The 22,480-nt window shown below is 65.1% G+C and carries 19 protein-coding genes; 3 read left to right on the forward strand and 16 right to left on the reverse strand.

The features are described 5' to 3' along the window. Window positions 1-11: 11 nt before the first annotated feature. The gene (pyrC, locus tag PXJ20_RS09445) at window positions 12-1,073 is read right to left on the reverse strand and encodes a dihydroorotase (protein ID WP_126878062.1); all 1,062 of its coding nucleotides are present in this window, start codon (window positions 1,071-1,073) and stop codon (window positions 12-14) included. Window positions 1,074-1,318: 245 nt separating this feature from the next. Between pyrC and PXJ20_RS09450 the strand changes: the two genes are divergently transcribed. Further along, window positions 1,319-2,257 carry a class II glutamine amidotransferase gene (locus PXJ20_RS09450; RefSeq protein WP_081601905.1) on the forward strand — a complete coding sequence of 313 codons (939 nt, stop codon included), beginning with the start codon at window positions 1,319-1,321 and terminating at the stop codon, window positions 2,255-2,257. Window positions 2,258-2,302: 45 nt separating this feature from the next. Here PXJ20_RS09450 and PXJ20_RS09455 read toward each other — a convergent pair whose 3' ends face one another. From PXJ20_RS09455 to PXJ20_RS09480, 6 genes are all read right to left on the reverse strand, one after another. Further along, a complete protein-coding gene (locus tag PXJ20_RS09455; RefSeq protein ID WP_017777026.1) occupies window positions 2,303-3,028 on the reverse strand; it encodes an amino acid ABC transporter ATP-binding protein in 726 nt (241 codons plus the stop codon). After that, the gene (gene gltK, locus PXJ20_RS09460) at window positions 3,025-3,705 is read right to left on the reverse strand and encodes a glutamate/aspartate ABC transporter permease GltK (protein ID WP_017777027.1); all 681 of its coding nucleotides are present in this window, start codon (window positions 3,703-3,705) and stop codon (window positions 3,025-3,027) included. The genes PXJ20_RS09455 and gltK overlap by 4 nt, the downstream gene beginning before the upstream one ends. Then, window positions 3,705-4,445, reverse strand: a complete 741-nt coding sequence (locus PXJ20_RS09465) for an amino acid ABC transporter permease (protein WP_017777028.1) — start codon at window positions 4,443-4,445, stop codon at window positions 3,705-3,707. The genes gltK and PXJ20_RS09465 overlap by 1 nt, the downstream gene beginning before the upstream one ends. A 78-nt stretch (window positions 4,446-4,523) precedes the next feature. Continuing rightward, a complete protein-coding gene (locus PXJ20_RS09470) occupies window positions 4,524-5,417 on the reverse strand; it encodes a glutamate/aspartate ABC transporter substrate-binding protein (RefSeq protein WP_017777029.1) in 894 nt (297 codons plus the stop codon). A 156-nt stretch (window positions 5,418-5,573) separates the two neighbouring features. Beyond that, on the reverse strand, window positions 5,574-6,878 hold the full coding sequence (locus tag PXJ20_RS09475; RefSeq protein WP_026121897.1) for a Glu/Leu/Phe/Val family dehydrogenase: 1,305 nt from the start codon (window positions 6,876-6,878) through the stop codon (window positions 5,574-5,576). 136 nt (window positions 6,879-7,014) lie between these two features. Next, window positions 7,015-7,986 (reverse strand): LysR family transcriptional regulator, encoded by a 972-nt coding sequence (locus PXJ20_RS09480; protein WP_277596852.1) that lies wholly within the window; start codon window positions 7,984-7,986, stop codon window positions 7,015-7,017. Window positions 7,987-8,231: 245 nt separating this feature from the next. Between PXJ20_RS09480 and purB the strand changes: the two genes are divergently transcribed. Then, window positions 8,232-9,620, forward strand: coding sequence for an adenylosuccinate lyase (purB, locus tag PXJ20_RS09485; RefSeq protein ID WP_421029849.1), 1,389 nt, complete (start codon window positions 8,232-8,234; stop codon window positions 9,618-9,620). 159 nt (window positions 9,621-9,779) lie between these two features. On the opposite strand, the gene PXJ20_RS09490 is transcribed toward purB, so the two are convergent. The 4 genes from PXJ20_RS09490 to edd form a co-directional block, all read right to left on the reverse strand. Beyond that, window positions 9,780-10,283, reverse strand: a complete 504-nt coding sequence (locus PXJ20_RS09490; protein ID WP_199543856.1) for a gluconokinase — start codon at window positions 10,281-10,283, stop codon at window positions 9,780-9,782. Between the two features lie 10 nt (window positions 10,284-10,293). Then, window positions 10,294-11,691 carry a GntP family permease gene (locus tag PXJ20_RS09495; protein WP_199543854.1) on the reverse strand — a complete coding sequence of 466 codons (1,398 nt, stop codon included), beginning with the start codon at window positions 11,689-11,691 and terminating at the stop codon, window positions 10,294-10,296. Window positions 11,692-12,028: 337 nt separating this feature from the next. Continuing rightward, a complete protein-coding gene (gene eda, locus PXJ20_RS09500) occupies window positions 12,029-12,670 on the reverse strand; it encodes a bifunctional 4-hydroxy-2-oxoglutarate aldolase/2-dehydro-3-deoxy-phosphogluconate aldolase (protein ID WP_126878057.1) in 642 nt (213 codons plus the stop codon). 2 nt (window positions 12,671-12,672) lie between these two features. After that, window positions 12,673-14,574, reverse strand: a complete 1,902-nt coding sequence (gene edd / locus PXJ20_RS09505; protein ID WP_421029850.1) for a phosphogluconate dehydratase — start codon at window positions 14,572-14,574, stop codon at window positions 12,673-12,675. A gap of 279 nt (window positions 14,575-14,853) precedes the next feature. Here edd and PXJ20_RS09510 point away from each other — a divergent pair, with 279 nt between their 5' ends. Further along, entirely contained in the window at window positions 14,854-15,702 is an 849-nt protein-coding gene (locus PXJ20_RS09510) for a MurR/RpiR family transcriptional regulator (protein ID WP_421029851.1), read from the forward strand. Window positions 15,703-15,731: 29 nt separating this feature from the next. Here PXJ20_RS09510 and PXJ20_RS09515 read toward each other — a convergent pair whose 3' ends face one another. From PXJ20_RS09515 to leuS, 5 genes are all read right to left on the reverse strand, one after another. Then, entirely contained in the window at window positions 15,732-16,148 is a 417-nt protein-coding gene (locus tag PXJ20_RS09515) for a CopD family protein (RefSeq protein WP_421029852.1), read from the reverse strand. Between the two features lie 65 nt (window positions 16,149-16,213). After that, window positions 16,214-17,485, reverse strand: coding sequence for a glutamate-5-semialdehyde dehydrogenase (locus PXJ20_RS09520; RefSeq protein ID WP_421029853.1), 1,272 nt, complete (start codon window positions 17,483-17,485; stop codon window positions 16,214-16,216). 249 nt (window positions 17,486-17,734) lie between these two features. Beyond that, the gene (holA, locus tag PXJ20_RS09525) at window positions 17,735-18,919 is read right to left on the reverse strand and encodes a DNA polymerase III subunit delta (RefSeq protein WP_042302490.1); all 1,185 of its coding nucleotides are present in this window, start codon (window positions 18,917-18,919) and stop codon (window positions 17,735-17,737) included. A gap of 30 nt (window positions 18,920-18,949) precedes the next feature. Next, a complete protein-coding gene (lptE, locus tag PXJ20_RS09530) occupies window positions 18,950-19,501 on the reverse strand; it encodes an LPS assembly lipoprotein LptE (protein ID WP_042302491.1) in 552 nt (183 codons plus the stop codon). A 131-nt stretch (window positions 19,502-19,632) separates the two neighbouring features. Further along, window positions 19,633-22,227 carry a leucine--tRNA ligase gene (gene leuS, locus PXJ20_RS09535; protein WP_277596860.1) on the reverse strand — a complete coding sequence of 865 codons (2,595 nt, stop codon included), beginning with the start codon at window positions 22,225-22,227 and terminating at the stop codon, window positions 19,633-19,635. Window positions 22,228-22,480 lie beyond the last annotated feature (253 nt).

Below are 22,480 nucleotides of genomic sequence, written 5' to 3' on the forward strand. Positions count from 1 at the left end.
CGCGGCTGCCGTCAGACCAGCCGCCAGCCGATCGTTTCGCCCCCGCGCAGCGGCACGACAGGCGTGTCGCCCGCGACTACCTCGGCCGGCAGCGTCCACGTCTCGCGCCGCAGGGTCACACGCTCGGCGCTGCGCGGCAGACCGTAGAAGTCCGCGCCGAAGAAGCTCGCGAAACCTTCCAGCTTGTCCAGGGCGCCCGCCTGATCGAAGGCTTCTGCGTAGAGTTCGAGTGCGTGCAGCGCCGTGTAGCAGCCGGCGCACCCGCACGCGTGTTCCTTGAGGCCCTTCGGGTGCGGCGCGCTATCGGTGCCGAGGAAAAAACGCGGGTCGCCCGACGTCGCGGCCTCCACGAGCGCGACGCGGTGCGTCTCACGCTTGAGCACGGGCAAGCAGTAATAGTGCGGGCGAATGCCGCCCTGGAAAATCGCGTTGCGGTTATAGAGCAGGTGATGCGCCGTGATGGTCGCGCCGAGCAGCCCCGGCTTCGCGCTGTCTGCGCGGATGTAGTCGACGGCGTCCTTCGTCGTGATGTGTTCGAACACGACCTTGAGCGCCGGGAAATCGCGGCGCAGCGGCGTCATCACGCGGTCGATGAAGACCTTCTCGCGGTCGAACAGATCGATCTCGGCATGGGTCACTTCACCGTGAACCAGCAGCGGCATGCCCGTTTCCTGCATCGCTTCGAGCGTCTTTGCGCATTTGCGGATGTCGGTCACGCCCGCGTCCGAGTTTGTCGTTGCGCCTGCCGGATAGAGCTTCACGCCGTGCACAAAGCCGCTTTCGCGGGCGCGGCGGATCTCGTCGGGCGGCGTGTTGTCAGTGAGGTAGAGCGTCATCAGCGGCTCGAAGCGCACGCCGGCCGGAATCGCTGCCACGATCCGCTCGCGATACGCCTGCGCCAGCACCGTGGTGGTCACCGGCGGCTTGAGGTTCGGCATGATGATCGCGCGACCAAACTGGCGCGCCGTATGCGGCAGCACCGCGGCCAGCATGGCGCCGTCGCGCACGTGCAGGTGCCAGTCGTCGGGGCGGGCAAGGGTCAAGGTGTCGATGACGGGAGCGGAAGCGTTCATGGCAACAGGGAAGGGAAACGGACCACAGGGGACAGGACTGAAGAGCGGCCGGGCAAAATGCAAGGCCACACGCGGCATGAACCTTGAACCTCGTCCACGGCGCGCCGTGGACATCGCGCAACAGCGGAAAACTGGCACGCCTTTGGGCGCCAATTTTCCAATTTGACGCGCGTAGCTCGGTGCTATCCTTGGAAAATCGTTATTGTACCGGGCCGCACCGAAGGCCCGCGCCCCGCTTCCGCACCATGTGCCAACTTCTTGGAATGAACTGCGCCGCGCCGACGGACGTCACGTTCTCCTTCACCGGTTTTGCGGCGCGCGGCGGCGTCACCGATCACCACGCCGACGGCTGGGGCATCGCGTTCTTCGAGGACAAAGCCTGCCGGCTCTTCATCGACCACCAGTCTTCCGCCACTTCGCCGCTCGCCGAGATGGTGAAGCGCTATCCGATCAAATCGAAAAACACCATTGCGCATATTCGCAAGGCGACGCAGGGGCACATCCTGCTCGAGAATTGCCATCCGTTTCTGCGCGAACTGTGGGGCCGGCACTGGATCTTCGCCCACAACGGCGATCTGCAGGACTACCGCCCTGCTCTTTCCGGCGTCTACCAGCCGGTCGGTACGACAGACAGCGAACTGGCGTTCTGCGCCGTTCTTGAAGGCCTGCGCAAGGCGTTTCCCGGCGCCCAGCCGCCGCTCGATGAACTCTTCGAGGCCGTCGCCTCGCTCACGCGCGAGATCACCCAGTACGGCGTGTTCAATTTCCTGATGTCGAACGGCCAGGCGCTTTTTGCGCACTGCTCGACACACCTGCACTACCTGGTACGCAGCTGGCCGTTCTCGACGGCGCACCTCGTGGACGCCGACGTTTCGATCGACTTCGCCAAGTACACCACGCCGGAGGACCGCGTCGCCGTGATCGCCACGCAGCCGCTCACGGACAACGAAGTCTGGACGCGCTTCGCGCCCGGCGACCTGCTGATGTTTCAGAACGGGGAAGTGACTGCGCGCAAGAATGTGCCGGTGCCGGCTTCGGTGCTGGAGAAGCTGCGCCATCCCGAATGCGACAGGTCCGCGTCGGCCAGCACGGTCGCGCAGGCGGCGCAGGTGCAGGCAAAGCTGGAAGCTACTGCCGCTGTGGATTTCGAAGCAGACGACGACCGGGCGGCCGTCGAGTCCTGAAAACGGCGCACGCGGCCGCGTGCGCCGCATGCGCTGCGCTAACGCTCAGTGCAGGATCTTCGCGAGGAAGTCCTTCGCACGGTCCGACTTCGGATTGGCGAAGAAGTCTTCCTTGCGATCGTCTTCCACGATGATGCCCTTGTCCATGAAGATCACCCGGTGCGCGACCTTCTTCGCGAAACCCATTTCGTGGGTCACGCACATCATCGTCATGCCTTCCTGCGCGAGCTCCACCATCACGTCGAGCACTTCGTTGATCATCTCGGGGTCGAGCGCCGAGGTCGGCTCGTCGAACAGCATCGCGATAGGGTCCATCGAAAGCGCGCGTGCAATCGCCACACGCTGCTGCTGACCGCCCGAAAGCTGACCCGGGTATTTGTCGGCATGCGCCTTGAGACCCACGCGGTCGAGCAGCTTCAGGCCTTTGGCCGACGCCTCGTCCTTCGAACGTCCGAGCACCTTCACCTGCGCGAGCGTGAGGTTCTCGGTAATCGAAAGATGCGGGAACAGTTCGAAGTGCTGAAACACCATGCCCACCTTCGAGCGCAGCTTCGACAGATTGGTCTTCTTGTCACCCACCGACTGACCGTTCACGAGAATCTCGCCCTTCTGGAACGGCTCCAACCCGTTCACGGTCTTGATGAGTGTCGATTTGCCCGAGCCCGACGGGCCGCATACCACGACAACCTCGCCCTTCTTCACTTCCGTCGTGCAGTCGGTGAGTACCTGAAAGTGGCCGTACCACTTGGAAACATTCTTGATGGAAATCATCTTGCGACCTTTCTCTGAAGACTCTTGACGAGGCCCGACGCCACCACGCAAACCACGAAGTAGCAAGCACCGGCGAACAGTACCATTTCGACCATCGTGCCGTCACGATCGCCAATATTCGTCGCTGTGCGAAAGAAATCGGCAAGGCTGATCACGTAGACGAGCGACGTATCCTGGAAGAGCACGATGGCCTGCGTGAGCAGCAGCGGCACCATCGCGCGAAACGCCTGCGGCAGCACCACGAGGCGCATTGCCTGCCCATAGGTCATGCCGAGCGCGAACGATGCGTTGACCTGCCCGCGCGGCACGGCCTGAATGCCGGCGCGAATGATCTCCGAGTAATACGCGGCTTCGAAGAGCGAAAACGCGACGAGCGCCGACGCAAAGCGGATGTCGATATCGGGCGACAGCCCCAGCAGGTTCTGCAGCACCTGCGGCACGATCAGGAAGAACCACAGCAGCACCATCACGAGCGGTATCGAGCGGAACACCGTGACGTAGCTCTTCGCAAACCATTCGAGCGGCTTCGCGCCGGACAGGCGCATGAGCGCGAGCAGCGTGCCCCAGATAATGCCGATCACGATCGCGATGATCGTGATCTTGAGCGTGACTACGGCGCCCGTGGCGAGCGTGGGCATTGCGCCGGGAATGCCGCTCCAGTCGAATTGATGACTCATCACTTGCCTCCGATGTAGCCTGGCAGCCGCGCTTTCTGCTCGACGAACCGCATCAGCGTCATCACCACGAGATTGATCACCACGTACGCGAGCGTGACGGCGATGAACGACTCATAGGTCTGCGCCGTGTAGTCCACGAGTTGCCGGGCCTGCGCCGAAAGATCGAGCAGACCGATGGTGGAAGCCACCGCCGAGTTCTTGAAGATGTTGAGGAACTCGGATGTGAGCGGCGGCACGATCACGCGATACGCCACGGGCAGCAACACGTAGCGATACGTCTGCCACTGCGTGAACCCCATGGCGAGACCCGCGGCGCGCTGGCCGCGCGGCAGCGCGTTGATGCCCGAGCGCACCTGCTCGCACACACGTGCGGCGGTAAAGAGGCCCAGACAGATCACCGACGCCGAGAAGAATTGCGCACCCGGCGGCAACTGCTTGAACCAGTCGCCCAGCCCCTTGGGCACGAGTTCCGGTATGACGAAGTACCAGACGAAAAACTGCACGATGAGCGGAACGTTGCGGAAAATCGCAACGTAGACAGTACCGATGCCCGCAAGCCACTTGTTCGGCACCGTGCGCAGCACGCCGAACAACGACCCGACGACAAGCGCGATCACCCAGGCGACCAGCCCCACGGTGACCGTCACGCGCATGCCGGACAACAGCCAGCCGAGATAGGTCGTGGGCTCGCCGGTGGAAACCGGACTCAGCAGAATGCCCCAGTTCCAGTGATAAGACATGGCGAAGACTCTCCAACAAAAAGAACGGAAGAAGCACAGGCTTCTTCCGTTCTGTTCAACGTAGGCGTTCGAGACTGCTTAGTCGATTGCCTTGTCGTTCGGGCTCTTGAAGAGCGCCTTCATGTCGTCGCTCTCCGGGAAGTTCAGGTTGAGGCCCTTCGGCGGGATCGGCGATTCGAACCACTTCTTGTAGATCTTGTCCGCTTCGCCCGACGTCTCGACCTTCGCGATCGCGTCGTCCACCACCTTTTTGAACTCGGGGTCGTTCTTGCGCATCATGCAACCGTACGCTTCGCGCGATTGCGGTGCGCCCACGATCACGTAGTCGCCCGGCGTCTTCGACTTCGCGCGTTCGCCCGCAAGCAGCGCGTCGTCCATCATGAAGGCGACGGCACGGCCGGTTTCCAGCGTCTGGAACGACTCGCCGTGGTCCTTCGCGCTGATGATGTTCATGCCCAGGTTCTTGTCCTGGTTCATCTTGCGCAGCAGGCGCTCCGACGTGGTGCCCGCCGTCGTCACGACGGTCTTGCCCTTCAGGTCGGCGAAGTCCTTGATGCCCGAGTCCTTCTTCGTCATGAGGCGCGTACCGATCACGAAGATCGTGTCCGAGAACGCAGCTTGCTGCTGGCGCTCCAGGTTGTTCGTGGTCGAGCCGCACTCGATATCCACCGTGCCGTTCTGCACGAGCGGAATGCGGTTCTGCGAGGTGACGGGGATGAACTTGACCTTCAGGTTAGGCATGTTCAGCTTCTGCTTGACCGCGTCCACGACCTTCATCTGGAACTCGTACGAGTAGCCGATGACGTTCTGCTTGTCGTCGTAATACGAGAACGGAATGGACGATTCGCGATGACCCAGCGCGATCACGCCCGTGTCCTTGATCTTCTTCAACGTACCGCTTTCCTGCGCGTTCGCGGCGCAGGCAACGAAACCGAGGGTGGCGAGAAGCAGCGCAGCTTTTTTAACCTTCATTCTGATCTCCTTGGCTAGAACGGGCGCAGTTTATCAAAGTAATTTAACTGAAAGTTATTGTTGTAAACCATGTCAGACAGGCGTCTTCTGGTGCACAAAAGCGGACGGCATCGTCGCGACGCCGTCCGCTTCCGGTAAGACTTGCTGCAGGCTATATCAGGGGTACAGGCCGCGCAGTTCGCGCGCCATCAGAATGCGCTTGCACGCCACGATGAACGCGGCCGTACGCATCGAAACGTTGTGCTCGCTCGCCACCTGCCAGACCGCCGCGAATGCCTCGCGCATCACGCGCTCCAGACGCTGGTTGATTTCCTCTTCGGTCCAGAAGAAGCTCGAGAAGTCCTGCACCCACTCGAAGTACGACACGGTCACACCGCCCGCGTTGGCCACCACGTCGGGAATCACGAGCACGCCCTTGTCGTGGAGGATGTCGTCGGCCGCGGTCGTGGTCGGGCCGTTCGCCCCTTCCACAATGATCTTCGTGCGGATCTTGCCGGCGTTCTTCTCGGTGATCTGGTTTTCCAGTGCCGCCGGGATCAGGATGTCCGTCTCCACCGTCCAGAACTCGTCGTTGGAAAGCGGGTCGGCGCCGGTGAAGCCGGCCACGCCGCCCGTCTTCGCCACGTGTTCCAGCAGCGCGGCAGCGTCCATGCCGGTCGATTTGTACAGCGAGCCGGTGTGGTCCTGCACGGCCACGATCTTCGAACCCGCTTCCTGGAAGAGGCGCGCTGCAATGCCGCCCACATTCCCGAAGCCCTGCACCGCCACGCGAGCGCCTTCGATCGCGAGGCCCGTGCGGCGCGCCGCTTCGCAGCCCACCACGAACACGCCGCGACCCGTTGCCTCACGGCGGCCAAGCGAACCGCCCAGCGCGATCGGCTTGCCGGTCACGACGCCAGTCGCCGTCTGGCCCTGGTTCATCGAGTACGTGTCCATCATCCACGCCATCACCTGTTCGTTGGTGTTGACGTCCGGCGCCGGAATGTCGGTGTTCGGGCCGATGATGATGCCGATTTCACTCGTGTAGCGGCGCGTCACGCGCTCCAGTTCGCCGCGTGAAAGCTTGCGCGGATCGACGCGGATACCGCCCTTCGCGCCGCCGTACGGTACGTTCACGGCCGCATTCTTCACCGACATCCACGCGGAAAGCGCCATCACTTCCGAGAGCGTCACGTCCTGGTGGTAACGCACGCCGCCCTTACCGGGACCGCGCGAGACGTTGTGCTGCACGCGATAGCCCTCGAAGTGCGCAACCGTGCCGTTGTCCAGCTCGATGGGCACATCGACGATCAGAATGCGCTTCGGACGCTTCAGCGTTTCGAGCCAGCGCGAGAGCGAGCCGAGGTAGGGCGCGACGCGGTCCACCTGGCGCAGATAGTTGCCCCAGGGGCCGAGGTTGTCGGCGTTGAGGTAGGAGGGAATGGAAAGATCGGGTGCTGCGGACTGCGGTTGGGAAGACATGAACGCTCCAGCGGTCAACGAATGGTCGCCATTGTCGAAAATCGATCTGCTGAAATCCAATGCCGTTTGGTCATTGCGTTATGTTTTTCTTGCATAACGTCGGCAAAAGCGAAAAAACCTGCCGCGGACGCGGCGCTCAGTTGCGTGCGCCCGCCTGCTGGGCCAGGGCCAGTTCTGCCGACACGACATCCCACAGCTTCCTCATCAGCACATGACGCGGATCGTCGCCCTGCGCGGCAAGCTTGTCGCGATAGAGCCGGATCTCCATGGTCAGCGTGAACCGGTCCTGCGCCACGCCGCGCGTTGCGCGGTCGAGGCGTATCAGCTTGCCCTCGGCCACCGCTTCCTCCACGGCGCTGTGCGGCAGGAACGCGATGCCGTGGCCCGCCAGCGCCATCGCCTTCAAGCCCTCGGCCATGTCGGTCTCGTAGATGCGGTCCAGATAGAGCCGGGTGGGCGCGTTGGCGATGATCACTTCCGTCATGCGTCCGAGATACGCGTTCGGTGTGTACGACAGGTAAGGTGCCGGCGCATCCGGCGTGCCCGGCAGCGTGTGACGTGCGCGGCCGGCGCGTCCTGGCGCCGAGAACGGACTGATCGGCTCGGTGCCGAGCGTGAGCATGTCGTAGCGCGCGGGGTCGAGTGCGACAGGATGACTCGGATGGTGGTAGCCCATCACCAGATCGCAGCCGCCTTCCACCAGCGAAAGCAGCGCGTCGTGCACGTTCAGCGCGCGCAGGCGCGCATGCACGGGGCCCAGCTGCGCCTCGATGCGTTGCAGCCAGCGCGGAAAGTACGTGAGCGACAGCGTGTGCGGCACCGCGAATTCGATGGTGGCCGCGGGTGTCGCCATGTGGCCGCGCAGCAGCGTGCGCGCCTCGTGGAACTGCGAAAGCATCGCGAGCGCCTGCTCATAGAACACCTGGCCGGCGGGCGTCAGGCGCGTCGGATAAACCGAACGGTCGATCAGTTCCGTGCCGAGCCACGCTTCCAGCGCCTGGATGCGCCGCGAGAAGGCGGGCTGGGTGACGTGCCGCAACTCCGCGGACCGGCTGAAACTACGGGTTTCGGCGAGCGAAACGAAATCTTCGAGCCACTTGAGTTCCATGGCGGGCGGCGTGGGAGGACTGGACCGGCACGGGGCGCGGCGGGAAAGCCTGCATTCTAGCGGGCGCGCCGCCACCGGCCCCGGCTCAGGACCTTTACTTTGCGGCAACGCACCGGCGGGGCGTCTCCGTCGGCTCGTCGGCGGCTCTCCGGGCCGATCGCCCACGGTCGGGGCAGCCGCGCGTCGGTGGTAAAATTCGCGGTTCTCCCCGTTTCCGACCTCACCCGCCTCCGGCTCGTCCCATCATGTCCGACACCCGCCCCGACACCCTCTACGCGCTCACCGCGCTCTCCCCGCTCGACGGCCGCTACGCCGCCAAAACGGAAGCCCTGCGCGACTGGCTCTCCGAAGCCGCCTTCATGCGCCACCGCGTGACGGTGGAGATCCATTGGCTCATCGCGCTCTCGCACGCCGGCTTCGCCGAGGTGCCGCGTTTCTCGGAAGCGTCGGAACAGTTCCTGTTGCAGCTCGCCGAGCGCTTCACCGCGCACGACGCTGCCCGCATCAAGGACATCGAGCGTGTGACGAATCACGACGTGAAGGCGGTCGAGTACTGGCTCAAGGAGTCGGTGAAGGGCCAGCCGGAACTGGAGCGCGCAAGCGAGTTCATCCACTTCGCCTGCACCTCGGAAGACATCAACAACACGTCGCACGGCATGATGCTGGCCGGCGCGCGCGAGCATGTGATGGTGCCGGCGCTACGCAAGGTGCATGAGCGCCTTGTCGCGATCGCGCATGCGCAGGCCGCCCAGCCGATGCTCTCGCGCACGCACGGCCAGCCCGCCAGCCCCACCACGCTCGGCAAAGAAATCGCCAACGTCGCGGCGCGCCTCGCACGCGCCATCGCACGCATCGAGAAGGTGGAGCTGCTCGGCAAGATGAACGGCGCCGTGGGCAACTTCAACGCGCACCTCTCGGCGTACCCCGACTTCGACTGGGAGTCGTTCTCGCGCAAGGTCGTGGAAGAGCGGCTCAAGCTCACGTTCAACCCGTACACCATCCAGATCGAGCCGCACGACTACATGGCCGAACTGTTCGACGCGGTCGCGCGCGCGAACACGATCCTCCTCGACCTCGATCGCGACGTGTGGGGCTACATCTCCGTCGGCTACTTCAAGCAGAAGACGAAGGCCGGCGAGATCGGTTCGTCCACGATGCCGCACAAGGTCAACCCGATCGACTTCGAAAACTCCGAAGGCAACCTGGGCCTCGCGAACGCCACGCTGCGCCATCTCGCAGACAAGCTGCCCGTCTCGCGCTGGCAGCGCGACCTCACGGACTCGACCGTGCTGCGCAACATCGGCGTAGCGTTCGGCTACTCGCTGCTCGCCTACGACGCCTTGATTCGCGGTCTCGACAAGCTCGAAGTCAATCCGCAACGCCTCAACGACGACCTCGACAACTGCTGGGAAGTACTCGCCGAGCCGGTGCAGACGGTGATGCGCCGCTACGGCATCGAGAACCCGTACGAGCAGTTGAAGGAACTCACGCGCGGCAAGGGCATTACGCGCGAGGCGTTGCAGACGTTCATCGGTGGTCTGAACATTCCGGCCGATGCGAAAGCGCGCCTGCTCGCCATGACGCCGGGCTCGTACACGGGCAAGGCCGAGGAACTGGCGAAGCGGATTGCGTAACGTGTGAGCGGCGGTGTGAGCGGCTGCCTGAGCGGTTGCCTGAGCAGTTGCCTGAGAGCGACGGCTGCCTGAGCGCCCGCTCAAAAGCAAAAAGGCGTTCCTTGAAGGAACGCCTTTTTTACGCCTGCCCGACGCAAACGCGGCGGATCAGCCCGCCGATCACGACGCGCCGCGCGCCTTCAACTGCGCAAGCACGCTCTCGACGATCTGCTCCGGCGCAAGGTCGATGCTCACCTCCACGGCCTCGTCCTCGCCCGGCTCTTCGAGCGTGTCCAGCTGGCTTTGCAGCAGCGACGGGTCGAAGAAGTGGCCCGTGCGCGTCTTCAGGCGCTCGCGCAGCGTCTCCATCGAACCCTTCAGGTAGACGAACCACACGTCCCTGTCGCCATTGCGCAGAATGTCGCGGTACGCGCGCTTGAGCGACGAACACGTGAACACCGCCGTCTCGCCCGCGCGCTGCTTTTCCTCGATCGCCGCGCGAATGGTGCGCAGCCACGGCCAGCGATCGTCGTCGGTGAGGGGAATGCCGTGGTGCATCTTCTCCTTGTTGGCCGCGCTGTGGAACGCGTCGCCGTCGGTGAAGCTGCAGTGAAGGCGCTCCGCCAGCATTTCGCCGATGCGCGACTTGCCGGCGCCCGACACGCCCATTGCTATCAAGATCATCTACTGCTCCTTACAGCACTGCCGCCAGTGCGAACGTAAAACCGAGACCGAGCAACGAAATGATCGTCTCGCAAAGCGACCACGTCTTGAACGTCTGACCGACGGTCATGCCGAAGTACTCCTTGATAAGCCAGAAGCCGCCGTCGTTCACGTGGGAAAAGATGAGCGAGCCCGAACCGGTGGCGAGCACCATGAGTTCCGGTCGCACCTGAACACCGCTCGCCGACGCGATCGGCGCGACGATGCCGCACGCGGTCGTCATCGCGACGGTCGCCGACCCCGTTGCAAGGCGGATCAACGCGGCGACGAACCAGCCGAGCAGCAGCGGCGAAAGCTGCGCGTTCTGCGCGAGCGAGATGATTTCCTTCGAAATGCCGCTGTCCATCAGCACGCGACCAAAGCCGCCGCCCGCGCCCACGATCAACGTGATGCCCGCGATAGGCGCAAGGCAGTCGCCGCAAAACTTCTGGATCTGCTCTTTCGTGAAGCCGCGTTGCGTGCCGAAGGTCCAGAAGCTCACCAGTACCGCAATCAGAAGCGCAACGTCCGAGGTGCCGACGAAGTGGAGCAGACCGTTCGGAATGGTCTTCGGCGCGAACACGAGGTCGGCCCAGCTGCCCACGAGCATCAGGATCACAGGCAAGAGGATGGTGAAGAGCGTGATGCCGAAGCCCGGCAGCTCGCGCTGCGGGCGCGCTGCGCCGCCAGCGCCGCCCGTTGAAGCGGTGCCACCATCACCGCCCTCGATGAACTGCGCCGCGAGCGGATTCGGCGCGGTCAGCTTGATGTGGCGATGAATCAGCAGTGCAAACAAGGGACCAGCGACGATGGCCGTCGGCACGCCGACGATCAGCCCGTAGGCGATGGTGCGGCCGATGTCGGCGTGATACGCCTGCACCGCGAGCAGCGCGGCCGGGTGCGGCGGAATGAGCCCGTGCACGACGGAAAGGCCCGCCACCATTGGCAGACCGATCAGCAGCAGCGACTTGCCGGTGCGCTGCGCGACGTTGAACGCGATCGGGATCAGCAGCACGAAGCCCACTTCGAAGAACACCGGCAGGCCCACGATGATCGCCACGAACATCATCGCCCAGTGGATGTTCTTCTCGCCGAACCAGCCGATGAGCGTGGTGGCGATGCGCTCCGCGCCGCCCGACTCCGCCATCATCTTGCCGAGCATGGTGCCAAGGCCCACCACGATCGCGATGTGGCCGAGCGTGTTGCCGTTGCCGGTCTCGAACGACTTGACGATCTGATCCATCGGCATGCCGACGGCGAGGCCGAGCAGCAGCGAGACGATGATGAGAACGAGGAACGGATAAACCTTGAAGCGCGTAATCAGCAGGATCAGCGCGGCAATGGCAACCAGCGCGAAAACCAGCAGCATGCTGCCGTGGACGGCTCCCATGAAGCTCCTCCTTTGGTGTTATGGAAACGGATGCGAGTCGCTGCCGGCGCACGGGACGGCGGCTCTGCGCAAGGCTGCGCTTACGGCTCGTCTGCGAGGCCGCTGAATTTTACTGTCAGATTTGAGCGCTTGCGCGCGAGCAGAGCGTGCTGCACGAAGGGTCCGATCGGCCGGACTGCGCACGTTCGCAAGGCACGTCCGTACGGCAGCTTTTGTGCGTTCCGGCAGCGCGCTCGACATCACATCCGCCCGGCGCCTGTGCTCACGCCAGCGCGTCGGATCGTGATGGCCACAGCCCGGCATTCCGATCGAGCGGAACGCCGGACCGTCCAGCACCTTACCGGGCAGGCGGCGCGAGTTCGGCTGCCGCGCGGGCAAGCCGCGTGACTTCGTCCCAGTTCTGCGCGGCGAGCGCGCTCTTCGGCGTGAGCCACGAACCACCCACGCAGACCACGTTGGGCAGCGCAAGAAAGGTGGGCGCCGATTCGGCCGTGATGCCGCCCGTGGGGCAGAACTTGAGCGTCGGGAACGGACCGTGGAACGCCTGCAGCATCGGCACGCCGCCGGCCGGCTGCGCCGGGAAGAACTTCACGATCTCGTAGCCGAGTTCGAGCGCGACGATGATGTCGGTGGGCGTCATCACGCCCGGCAGCAGCGGCAAGCCGGCGTCCTGCGCGGCCTGGTGCATGTCCTTCGTGAGGCCCGGCGACACGCCGAAGCGAGCCCCGGCTTTCTTCGCCAGCGCGCACTGCTCCGGTTTCGTGATCGTTCCCACGCCCACCACGATGTCTTCCGCCAGTTGGCTTGCGCGCTCGATCGCCTTGAGGCCTGCCTCGGTGCGCAAGGTGATTTCGAGCACCTTCACGCCGCCCGCGTGCAGCGCGCGCGACACGTTTTCGCCCTGCTCCACCGATTCGAATGCGAGTACCGGAATCACGGGACCGAGCCGTACGATCTCGGCCACTGTCTTTGCAGTCATGTTCAAGCTCCTTGTTTGTGCAGTTCGTGGTGAGCATGGGATGCCGCGGTGTCTGCCTGCCCGTGCGCTGTTTCGCCCACGAGCGGGCCGAACACCGATGCGCCCAGTTCTGCCGGCGCCGCCGCCGCGCGGAAGACACCGAACAGCTCGCGGCCGAAGCCCACTTCGTTTTCCGCCTGATGGCGCGGCGCGGCCACCGGTCGCGCGGCCCATTCGGCCTCGTCCACTTCGACGTCGAGCACACCGGCTTCGGCGTCGATCACGATCGTGTCGCCGTCGCGCACCTTGCCAAGCGGCCCTTGCAGCAGCGCTTCGGGCGACACGTGAATCACTGCGGGCACCTTGCCCGACGCGCCGGACATGCGGCCGTCCGTCACCAGCGCCACGTGAAAGCCCTGATCCTGCAGCACGCCGAGCAGCGGCGTCAGCCGATGCAGTTCCGGCATGCCGTTGGCGCGTGCGCCCTGGAAGCGCACTACCGCCACGAAGTCGCGCTTGAGCTCGCCGCGATCGAACGCTTCCTGCACCGCTTCCTGCGAGTCGAACACAACGGCCGGCGCCTTCACGACACGATGCTGGGCCGCTACCGCCGAAATTTTGATGACACCGCGCCCGAGCTTGCCCTGCATGAGCCGCAGGCCGCCGTCCGGCTGGAACGGCTCCTTGATGCCGCGCAGCACCGCGGTATCCTGGCTTTCCGCCACGCCGGGCACCCATGTGAGTTTGCCGTCGATCAGCTTCGGCTCTTGCGTGTAGTGAGCAAGTCCCTCTCCCGCCACGGTCTTCACGTCCTCGTGCAGCAGACCGCCTTCCAGCAGGTTGCGCACGAGGAACGCGATGCCGCCTGCCGCGTGGAAATGGTTCACGTCGGCCTTGCCGTTCGGGTAGACCTTCGCGAGCAGCGGCACGGCCTGCGAGAGTTCGTCGAAATCGTTCCAGTCGATCAGGATGCCCGCCGCTCGCGCAATCGCGACGAGGTGCAGCGTGTGGTTCGTGGAACCGCCCGTGGCCAGCAGCGCCACGATGCCGTTGACGATGGCTTTCTCGTCGATCACATGACCGATCGGCGTGTAGTGGCCGCGCTCCGCGGTGAGATCCAGAACGCGGCGCGCGGCGGCGGCGGTCAATTCGTCGCGCAGCGGCGTATGCGGATGAATGAACGCGGAACCGGGCAGATGCATGCCCATCACTTCCATGAGCATCTGGTTGCTGTTCGCGGTGCCGTAGAAGGTACACGTGCCATGCCCGTGATAGGCCGCGGCCTCGGATTCGAGCAGCGCGTCGCGGCCCACCTGGCCCGTGGCGTAGAGCTGGCGGATCTTCGCTTTTTCGTCGTTGGAGAGGCCGCTCGTCATCGGCCCGGCGGGCACGAAAATGGTGGGCAGGTGGCCGAACTGCAGCGCGCCGATCATGAGGCCCGGCACGATCTTGTCGCAGATGCCGAGGCACAGCGCCGCGTCGAACATGTTGTGCGTGAGCGCGACCGCCGTGCTCATGGCGATCACTTCGCGCGAGAAAAGCGACAGCTCCATGCCCGCGTTGCCCTGCGTGACACCGTCGCACATCGCCGGCACGCCGCCCGCGAACTGCGCCACGCCGCCATTCTCGCGTGCGGCCCTCTTGATGACTTCGGGGTAGTCGCGATACGGCGCGTGCGCCGAGAGCATCTCGTTGTAGGCCGAAACGATGCCGATGTTGGGCGTGCGCAGGGCCTTGATCTCGAACTTGTCGTTGCCTTCCATGCCGGCGAATCCGTGAGCCAGGTTCGCGCATGAGAGCGCGCCGCGGGCCGGAAAGCGTCCTTGCGCCGCCTCGATCCGCGCGAGATACGACTCGCGCGTGGGCTTGCTGCGCTCGATCACGCGGCGCGTGACCTTCATCAACTGGGCATGCGGGGAAGCCATCGAATCTCCTTCGTCTCTGACATGGACGTGGCGCTGACGCTGCGCGGCCACCGGCGCGGAGGGCCGCGCCCGAAGATGTTAGTAGAAAAACTACAAGCCATCAATGCACTTTTTCAGGCACGCGACTGCTTGCCCACTCACCGCACCCCCAATTCCCACGAGCCCTCAAGGCAAATTGACTGCAACCTGGGGAATACACCTACGCAGATCATGTAGTTTTTGTACAATCATTCAATCCGCTATAGTCCCCGGATCTTTCAGCATAGTGCGAGTTTTTCGATGATGCTTTCCCAGGTGGAAGCCATGCGCGACCAGTTGCGGCCATCCGAGCGCAAGCTGGCCGACTACGTGCTGGAATCGCCGCGCGAAGTGCTCGATCTCTCGATGACCGAGGTCGCCGACCGCGCCGGCGTGAGCCAGCCCACCATCGCGCGCTTTTGCCGGGCGCTCGGTTTTTCGGGGTTTCGGGAGTTCAAGATCCGACTGGCGCAGGGCGTCGCAGCCGGCGTGCCCGCCGTCTATCGGGACGTGCGGCCTGACGAGCCGGTGCCGGGCGTCGCGGCCAAGGTGCTCGACCGCACCATCGGCGCGCTGATCCAGGTGCGCAACACGCTCTCGTCGGACGCGGTGGCCGCCGCCATCGCGCTGCTCGCCGCCGCGCGGCGCATCGAGTTCTACGGGGCGGGCGGCTCGGGCATCGCCGCGCAGGACATGCAGCACAAGTTCTTCCGGCTCGGCATGCCGAGCGTCGCCTATTCGGACCCGCACACGTTCCTGATGTCGGCCGCGCTGCTCAGCGACGGCGACGTGGTGGTGACCATCTCAAACACGGGGCGCACGCGCGACATCGTGGACGCCGCAAAAGCCGCGCTCGCGGGCGGCGCGAAGGTGATCGCGATCACGCACGGCAATTCGCCGCTCGCACGCATCGCGACCGTCGGCCTGCACGCCAACGTCGACGAAGACACCGACATCTTTTCGCCGATGACTTCGCGCACCTCGCACCTCGCGATCGGCGACATTCTGGCCGTAGGCGTGGCGCTGCAGCGCGGACCGGCGCTCGCGGAAAAGCTGAGGAAGGCGAAAGATCTGATCGTGGGCCGACGCATCGACCCGCTGGAGCCGTAGGCGCTGGGGCCCCGGCTCCGGCCTGGGAACTAGAACGGCTTGATGACGACGAGCGCGACGGCGGCAAGCATGCCGAGCACCGGCAGCTCGTTGAACATGCGATACCACTTGTGCGAGCGGCGGTTCTCGCCGCGCTCGAAGGTGGCGAGCAGTCGCCCGCACCAGACGTGATACGCGATGAGCAGCACCACCACGCCCATCTTCGCGTGAATCCAGCCCTGGCCGCGGCCAATTCCCACCACGAGCCACAACCACAGGCCGCACAGCAGCGCCGGAACGGCAATCATCGTCATGAAGCGATACAGCTTGCGCGCCATGATGAGCAGCCGCTTCACGGCAGCGGGCTCGGTCTCCATCGCCAGATTGACGAAGATGCGCGGCAAATAGAACAGGCCGGCAAACCAGGAAGCAATCAGAACGATGTGAAACGTCTTCACCCAGAGCATTGGTGGTCCTTTGAATTTCTTAAAGGCGTGTCATCAAGATGCGTGCGGCACGCAGGAAACGTCGCTTACTGCCGCCCTTCCCCGTGCCCGAACACCACGTACTTCAGCGACGTAAGCCCTTCCAGCCCAACCGGGCCACGCGCGTGCAGCTTGTCGTTCGAGATGCCGATCTCGGCACCCAGGCCGAATTCGAAGCCGTCGGCAAAGCGCGTCGAGGCGTTGAGCATCACGCTCGCCGAATCGACTTCGCGCAAAAAGCGCATGGCGCGGTCGTGGTCTTCGGTGACGATGGCGTCCGTGTGCGCCGAGCCGTAGGTGTTGATGTGCTCGATGGCGGCATCGAGGCCGTCCACCACCTTGATCGCGAGCACGGGCGCGAGGTACTCGGTGCTCCAGTCCGCCTCGGTTGCATCGATGAGCGGGCCCACGCCCGCTGCCGCCAGCACCGCGCGGGCCGCCGGATCGACGCGCAGCTCGACTTGCTTGTCGCGATAGAGCTTGCCGAGCGGCGGCAGAATCTCGGCTGCGATGCCGCGCGCGACGAGCAGCGTTTCCATCGTGTTGCAGGTGCCGTAGCGATGCGTCTTCGCGTTGTCGCAGACGGTGAGCGCCTTCGCGATGTCGGCGCGGTCGTCGACGTAGACGTGGCAGATGCCGTCCAGGTGCTTGATCATCGGCACGCGGGCTTCGGCCATCAGGCGTTCGATCAGGCTCTTGCCGCCGCGCGGCACGATCACGTCCACGTATTCGGTCATCGTGATCAGCTTGCCCACCGCGGCCCGGTCGGCCGTTTCCACCACCTGCACGGCGTCCTGCGGCAGGCCCGCGGCGCGCAGACCTTCGGCAATCAGTTTCGCGAGCGCGGTGTTGCATTCGAGCGCTTCGGAGCCGCCGCGCAGAATCGTCGCGTTACCCGACTTCAGGCACAGCGCGGCGGCATCGATGGTCACGTTCGGCCGCGACTCGTAGACGATGCCGATCACGCCCAGCGGCACGCGCATCTGCCCCACCTGAATGCCGCTCGGACGGTACTTGAGATTCGAGATTTCACCGATCGGGTCCGCGAGCGCGGCCACCTGACGCAGCCCCTCCACCATCGTGGCAAGCGCCTTGTCGGACAGCGTGAGCCGGTCGATGAATGCGGCGTCGTGCCCTTTCTCGCGCGCCTTCGCGAGGTCGCGCGCGTTGGCCGCCTTGAGCGCCGCGGCGTCGCGCTCGATAGCGCGTGCCACCGCTTCGAGCGCGGCGTTCTTCGCGGCCGTCGACGCTCGCGCCATTGCGCGCGAAGCCTGGCGGGCGCGGCGACCGAGGTCGGTCATGTACTGGTCGATGTCCATGGTGATGTGTCGTGATGCTGCGCGTTCGCGAGGTCCGTTCCGGCGGCGCGTTGCGCGTGATGTCGTATCTGCTTGCACGGAGTCTCAGGATTGTAAGTCCTGCCGACCCCGTTTGCTCGCGGCCAAGGTTTGCCGTGAAGCTTGAAAGGGCCGCTGCGGTGGGCGCTCGTGTCTTGCCTTGTCTCTCGCGCCCTGTCGTGCAGTCTGTCGTGCGCCGCGCCGTTTCGCCTTTGTGCGCGGCGTCGGCATTCAGACTGGCCGGCCGCGGATTGGCCTCGATGGCGCTGGCGCTGCTGGCGCGGCCGGTCCAGCCGGCCGCCCTCCGGACGCGCGCCCTGCCGGCGCAGCCGGCCTGCCCGACGCTGCGTTCGTCTGCGCGGGCGACGGCGCCGCAACCGTCATGGCGAGTTCGAAGAGCCCGTCCCACGCATCGGGCGGCAGCAGGTCGCGCCGCTCGCCTCGCGCGTTCGCGGCAAGCCCCTTCACCTGGCGATCGAGCCGCGCCGCAATGGCAAGCGCACGCTCCAGCGTAGGCTCCGTGATGCGCGACAGCGCCGGTCCGACGAGCCGCTCGCGCGGCCCCCAGACGCGGTTCTCACGCAGCAGCATGGCGAGCGGCTTGCCGGCCGCCACGCCGCGCTTGATGCGCAGCAGCGTGCGCAATTCCTCTACCACGGCCCACAGTACGAGCACGGCCGCCTCGCCTTCGCCGCGCAGACCGTCCAGCATGCGCGCCAGCCGGCCGACGTCGCCCGCGAGCATCGCCTCGTTGAGCTTGAAGACGTCGTAGCGCGCCACGTTCAGCACGGCGTCGTGAATCTGCTCGAAGGAGAGCACGCCGGCCGGATACAGCAGCCCGAGCTTCTGGATTTCCTGATGCGCGGCGAGCAGGTTGCCCTCCACGCGTTCGGCGATGAATTGCAGCGCGCGCCGGCCCTCTTCACCGGGCGCCACGCGCTGCCCCTGCTGCGAGAGCCGCTGGCCCACCCAGTTCGGCAGCTGCGCGCGCTCCACGGGATCGATCTTCAGCGCCACGCCTGCGTCGGCCAGCGCCGTGAACCACGCCGACTTCTGCGTGGCCGCGTCGAGCCGCGGCAGCGTGACGAGCGTCAGCACGTCGGGGCTCGCGCCCGCGGCCAGCGTCTTCAGCGCTTCAGCACCTTCCTTGCCTGGCTTGCCGGACGGAATGCGCAGCTCCACGAGCTGGCGGTCGCCGAACAGCGACATCGACTGGCTCGCGCCCAGCAGCGTGCTCCAGTCGAAACCACGCTCGACGGTGAAGACGTTGCGGTCCGTGAAGCCGGCCGCGCGCGCCGCGGCGCGGATGCGGTCGCACGCTTCCTGCGCGAGCAGATGCTCATCGCCATAGACGACGTAAAGGCCGGCGAGGCCTTTACCAAGGTGTGCTTCGAGTGCGTCGAGTCGCAGTTGCATGGCGCGGGTGCGTTGCGCTGATGAGTCGGGTCACAGCGGCGGCGGCGGCAGCGGCGCGCGCGGCGCGACGCTCGGCACTTCCTGGCCGGGCGCCGGGTGCAGCGTGTGCACGACGCCGAGCCGGCGCGTGAGCTGGTCGACCGCGTCGTTCTGCATGTCGGCGTACAGGATGTCCGCCTCCTGGCCCTTCGCGAGCGAGTACTGCGTGCTGTAGGTCATGGCACGGTTCAGCGCGATGACGCTCGGGTTGATGAGCATCGTGCCGTCCGCGCCGACGAGCGTGTAGTTCAACGAGTAGTTGAGCTGATACTCCTCGACTACGCCGAGCGTGCTCAGCGTCAGCGTGCTCATGCCGCGCGCCTCCGATACGCGCAACACGGCATCGGCGTTCGCGGGCGAATTGACCACGACGGTGTCGCTGCCGCCTTCCACCATGCGCGTGAGGCGTGCCGCCACGGGCGCCGGCGCGCCGACGATCGCGAGGCGCTTGAACGCGTAGTTCTGCTGGCCGCGTAGCTGGAAACCGCAGGCGGACAACATCAGCGCGCCACATGCCAGCGTCAGAAACGATCTACGAATCACTTGGGCTCCCGAGGTTCACGACGGTTTGAAGCGGCGGTCTGTTCGACTGGCCGGACAAACCGTCTGGACCGAAAACGACCGCTCGCGTCTGGCGCCCTTCAGAACGGACCAGGGCGCAAGACGCCGCATGCTTACACCACGATGTTGACGAGGCGGCCGGGCACGATCACGACCTTCTTCGCAGGCTTACCCTCGCCGAACTTCGCAAACATTTCGTGGGCCAGCGCCGCCTGCTCGATCGCTTCGCGCGCCGCATCCTTCGCCACGGTCAGCGCGCCGCGCACCTTGCCGTTCACCTGCAGCACGAGTTCGATCTCGGCCTGCTCGAGCGCCTTTTCATCGACCTTCGGCCACGACGCATCCAGCAGCGTGCCGAATTCGGCGGCATAGCCGAGTTCCTGCCACAGCCGGTACGTGACGTGCGGCACGACCGGGTACAGCACGCGCAGCAGGACGCCGAACGTTTCGCGCAGCACGGCGGGCTGCGCGCCCTTCGCACCTTCCAGCGCGTTCAGCATTTTCATGGCCGCCGACACCACCGTGTTGTACTGCAGACGCTGATAGTCGAAGTCGGCCTGCTTGAGCACGCCGTGAATCTCGCGGCGCAGCACCTTGTCGGTTTCGGCGAGTTGCGCGGCATCGAGCGCGGTCTGCGCACGCAGCACTTCCGCGTTCGCGTAACCGAAGCCCCACACGCGGCGCAGGAAGCGGCTTGCGCCTTCCACACCTGCGCCCGACCATTCGAGCTGCTGCTCCGGCGGCGCGGCGAACATCGTGAAGAGACGCGCGGTATCGGCGCCGTACTGGTCGATCAGGAGCTGCGGGTCGACGCCATTGTTCTTCGACTTCGACATCTTTTCCACGCCGCCCAGCACGACAGGATTGCCGTCCGCATTCAGCGTGGCGCCCACGGGGCGGCCCTTGTCGTCGTGCGTGACCGCCACTTCGGCCGGGTTGTACCAGGTCTTCTTGCCCGCGTCGTTCTCGCGGTAATACGTTTCGTTGAGCACCATGCCCTGCGTGAGCAGGTTCTTCGCGGGCTCGCCGAACTTCACGAGACCCATGTCGCGCATCACCTTCGCCCAGAAGCGCGAGTACAGCAGGTGCAGGATGGCGTGCTCGATGCCGCCGATGTATTGATCCATCGGCATCCAGTAGTCGGTGCGTTCGTCGACCATCGTGGTCGCGTCCGAGGCCGGATAGCGCGAGAAGTACCAGGACGAATCCACGAAGGTGTCCATCGTGTCGGTTTCGCGCTTCGCGGCTGCGCCGCACCTCGGACACGTGCAATTCAGAAACGCCTCGGACTTCGCGAGCGGGTTGCCCGTGCCGTCCGGCACGAGGTCTTCGGGCAGCACAACGGGCAGGTCCTGCTCGGGCACCGGCACGTCGCCGCAGCTCGGGCAATGGATGATGGGGATCGGCGTGCCCCAGTAGCGCTGGCGCGAGATGCCCCAGTCGCGCAGGCGCCAGGTCACCTGACGGTCGCCCACGCCGAGCGCCTTCAGGTCGGCGGCGATCGCCTTCACGGCGTCTTCGTGCTTGAGGCCGTCGTACTTGCCGCTCGCAACACACACGCCCGCTTCCTTGTCGCCGTACCACTCCTGCCAGGCGTCGGTGGAGTACGTCTTGCCCGGCACGTCCACCACCTGCTTGATGGGCAGACCGTATTTCTTCGCGAACGCGAAGTCGCGTTCGTCGTGCGCGGGCACGCCCATCACGGCGCCTTCGCCGTAGCTCATCAGCACGTAGTTGCCGATCCAGACCTCGACCTGCTGGCCCGTGAGCGGATGCGTGACGAAGAAGCCCGTGGCCAGGCCCTTCTTTTCCATCGTGGCCATGTCGGCTTCCGCGACGCCGCCGTGCTTGCATTCTTCGATGAATGCCTGCAGGTCCGGACGGCCCTCGGCAAGATGCGTCGCGAGCGGATGCTCCGCGGCGATCGCGCAGAACGTGACGCCCATGATGGTGTCGGCGCGCGTGGTGAACACACGCAGCAGCTTCTGCTCGCCGTCGAGTTCATACGGGAAGCCGAAGTTCACGCCGTAGCTCTTGCCGATCCAGTTCTGCTGCATGACCTTCACGCGCTCGGGCCAGCCGAGGCCTTCCAGGTCGTTGAGCAGTTCGTCGGCGTACTGCGTGATGCGCATGTAGTACATCGGGATTTCGCGCTTCTCGACGAGCGCGCCCGAGCGCCAGCCGCGCCCGTCGATCACCTGTTCGTTGGCGAGCACGGTCTGGTCGACCGGGTCCCAGTTCACGGTGCCGGTCTTTTTGTAGACGACGCCCTTTTCGAGCATCTTGAGGAACAGCCACTGGTTCCACTTGTAGTAGTCGGGCTTGCAGGTGGCCACTTCGCGCGACCAGTCGATCGCGAGGCCCATCGACTGCATCTGCCCCTTCATGTACGCGATGTTGTCGTACGTCCACTTCGCGGGCGGCACACCGTTGGCCATCGCGGCGTTTTCGGCGGGCATGCCGAACGCGTCCCAGCCCATCGGCATCAGCACGTTGTAGCCGTTCATCCGCAGATAGCGGTACATCACGTCGTTGATCGTGTAGTTGCGCACATGGCCCATGTGCAGCTTGCCCGACGGGTACGGCAGCATCGAGACGCAATAGAACTTGGGCCGGTCGGTGCGTTCGGTGGACCGGTATGCGTCGCTCGCGCGCCATTCGCCCTGTGCGGTGGACTCGACGTCGGAAGGAACGTATTTTTCGTGCATGGTGTGGATGGGATTTCGCCAGGTTCGGTGCAGCGCACCGGGCCGGGTGCGTTTGCCTTGTTGATGTCGCGCTCGCCGCCGTTCGGCGAGACCCGCAGACTTTTCGCGGGAAACGACGATTATACCGTCCGCAACGGGCCGCCTTCCGCGCGAGCGCGGGGTTTTGCGGCTGGAAGCGGTTTGCGCAGTGGTCTACGAAGCGGTCTGAGACGCGGCCTGAGAAGCAGTCTGAGAAGCGGCGTGGGTTCGGGAA

Origin of the sequence: Paraburkholderia sp. A1RI_3L, assembly GCF_048957895.1 — a bacterium.
Classification (GTDB): domain Bacteria; phylum Pseudomonadota; class Gammaproteobacteria; order Burkholderiales; family Burkholderiaceae; genus Paraburkholderia; species Paraburkholderia kururiensis.

Coding starts and splice junctions, on each gene's coding strand:
- PXJ20_RS09480 (WP_277596852.1), bottom strand. CDS start 7,986: ATGGAACTCAAGTGGCTCGAAGATTTCGTTTCGCTCGCCGAAACCCGT.
- purB (WP_421029849.1), top strand. CDS start 8,232: ATGTCCGACACCCGCCCCGACACCCTCTACGCGCTCACCGCGCTCTCC.
- PXJ20_RS09470 (WP_017777029.1), bottom strand. CDS start 5,417: ATGAAGGTTAAAAAAGCTGCGCTGCTTCTCGCCACCCTCGGTTTCGTT.
- leuS (WP_277596860.1), bottom strand. CDS start 22,227: ATGCACGAAAAATACGTTCCTTCCGACGTCGAGTCCACCGCACAGGGC.
- PXJ20_RS09520 (WP_421029853.1), bottom strand. CDS start 17,485: ATGGACATCGACCAGTACATGACCGACCTCGGTCGCCGCGCCCGCCAG.
- PXJ20_RS09515 (WP_421029852.1), bottom strand. CDS start 16,148: ATGCTCTGGGTGAAGACGTTTCACATCGTTCTGATTGCTTCCTGGTTT.
- PXJ20_RS09495 (WP_199543854.1), bottom strand. CDS start 11,691: ATGGGAGCCGTCCACGGCAGCATGCTGCTGGTTTTCGCGCTGGTTGCC.
- gltK (WP_017777027.1), bottom strand. CDS start 3,705: ATGAGTCATCAATTCGACTGGAGCGGCATTCCCGGCGCAATGCCCACG.
- holA (WP_042302490.1), bottom strand. CDS start 18,919: ATGCAACTGCGACTCGACGCACTCGAAGCACACCTTGGTAAAGGCCTC.
- pyrC (WP_126878062.1), bottom strand. CDS start 1,073: ATGAACGCTTCCGCTCCCGTCATCGACACCTTGACCCTTGCCCGCCCC.
- eda (WP_126878057.1), bottom strand. CDS start 12,670: ATGACTGCAAAGACAGTGGCCGAGATCGTACGGCTCGGTCCCGTGATT.
- PXJ20_RS09465 (WP_017777028.1), bottom strand. CDS start 4,445: ATGTCTTATCACTGGAACTGGGGCATTCTGCTGAGTCCGGTTTCCACC.
- PXJ20_RS09455 (WP_017777026.1), bottom strand. CDS start 3,028: ATGATTTCCATCAAGAATGTTTCCAAGTGGTACGGCCACTTTCAGGTA.
- PXJ20_RS09450 (WP_081601905.1), top strand. CDS start 1,319: ATGTGCCAACTTCTTGGAATGAACTGCGCCGCGCCGACGGACGTCACG.
- PXJ20_RS09510 (WP_421029851.1), top strand. CDS start 14,854: ATGATGCTTTCCCAGGTGGAAGCCATGCGCGACCAGTTGCGGCCATCC.
- PXJ20_RS09490 (WP_199543856.1), bottom strand. CDS start 10,283: ATGATCTTGATAGCAATGGGCGTGTCGGGCGCCGGCAAGTCGCGCATC.
- PXJ20_RS09475 (WP_026121897.1), bottom strand. CDS start 6,878: ATGTCTTCCCAACCGCAGTCCGCAGCACCCGATCTTTCCATTCCCTCC.
- edd (WP_421029850.1), bottom strand. CDS start 14,574: ATGGCTTCCCCGCATGCCCAGTTGATGAAGGTCACGCGCCGCGTGATC.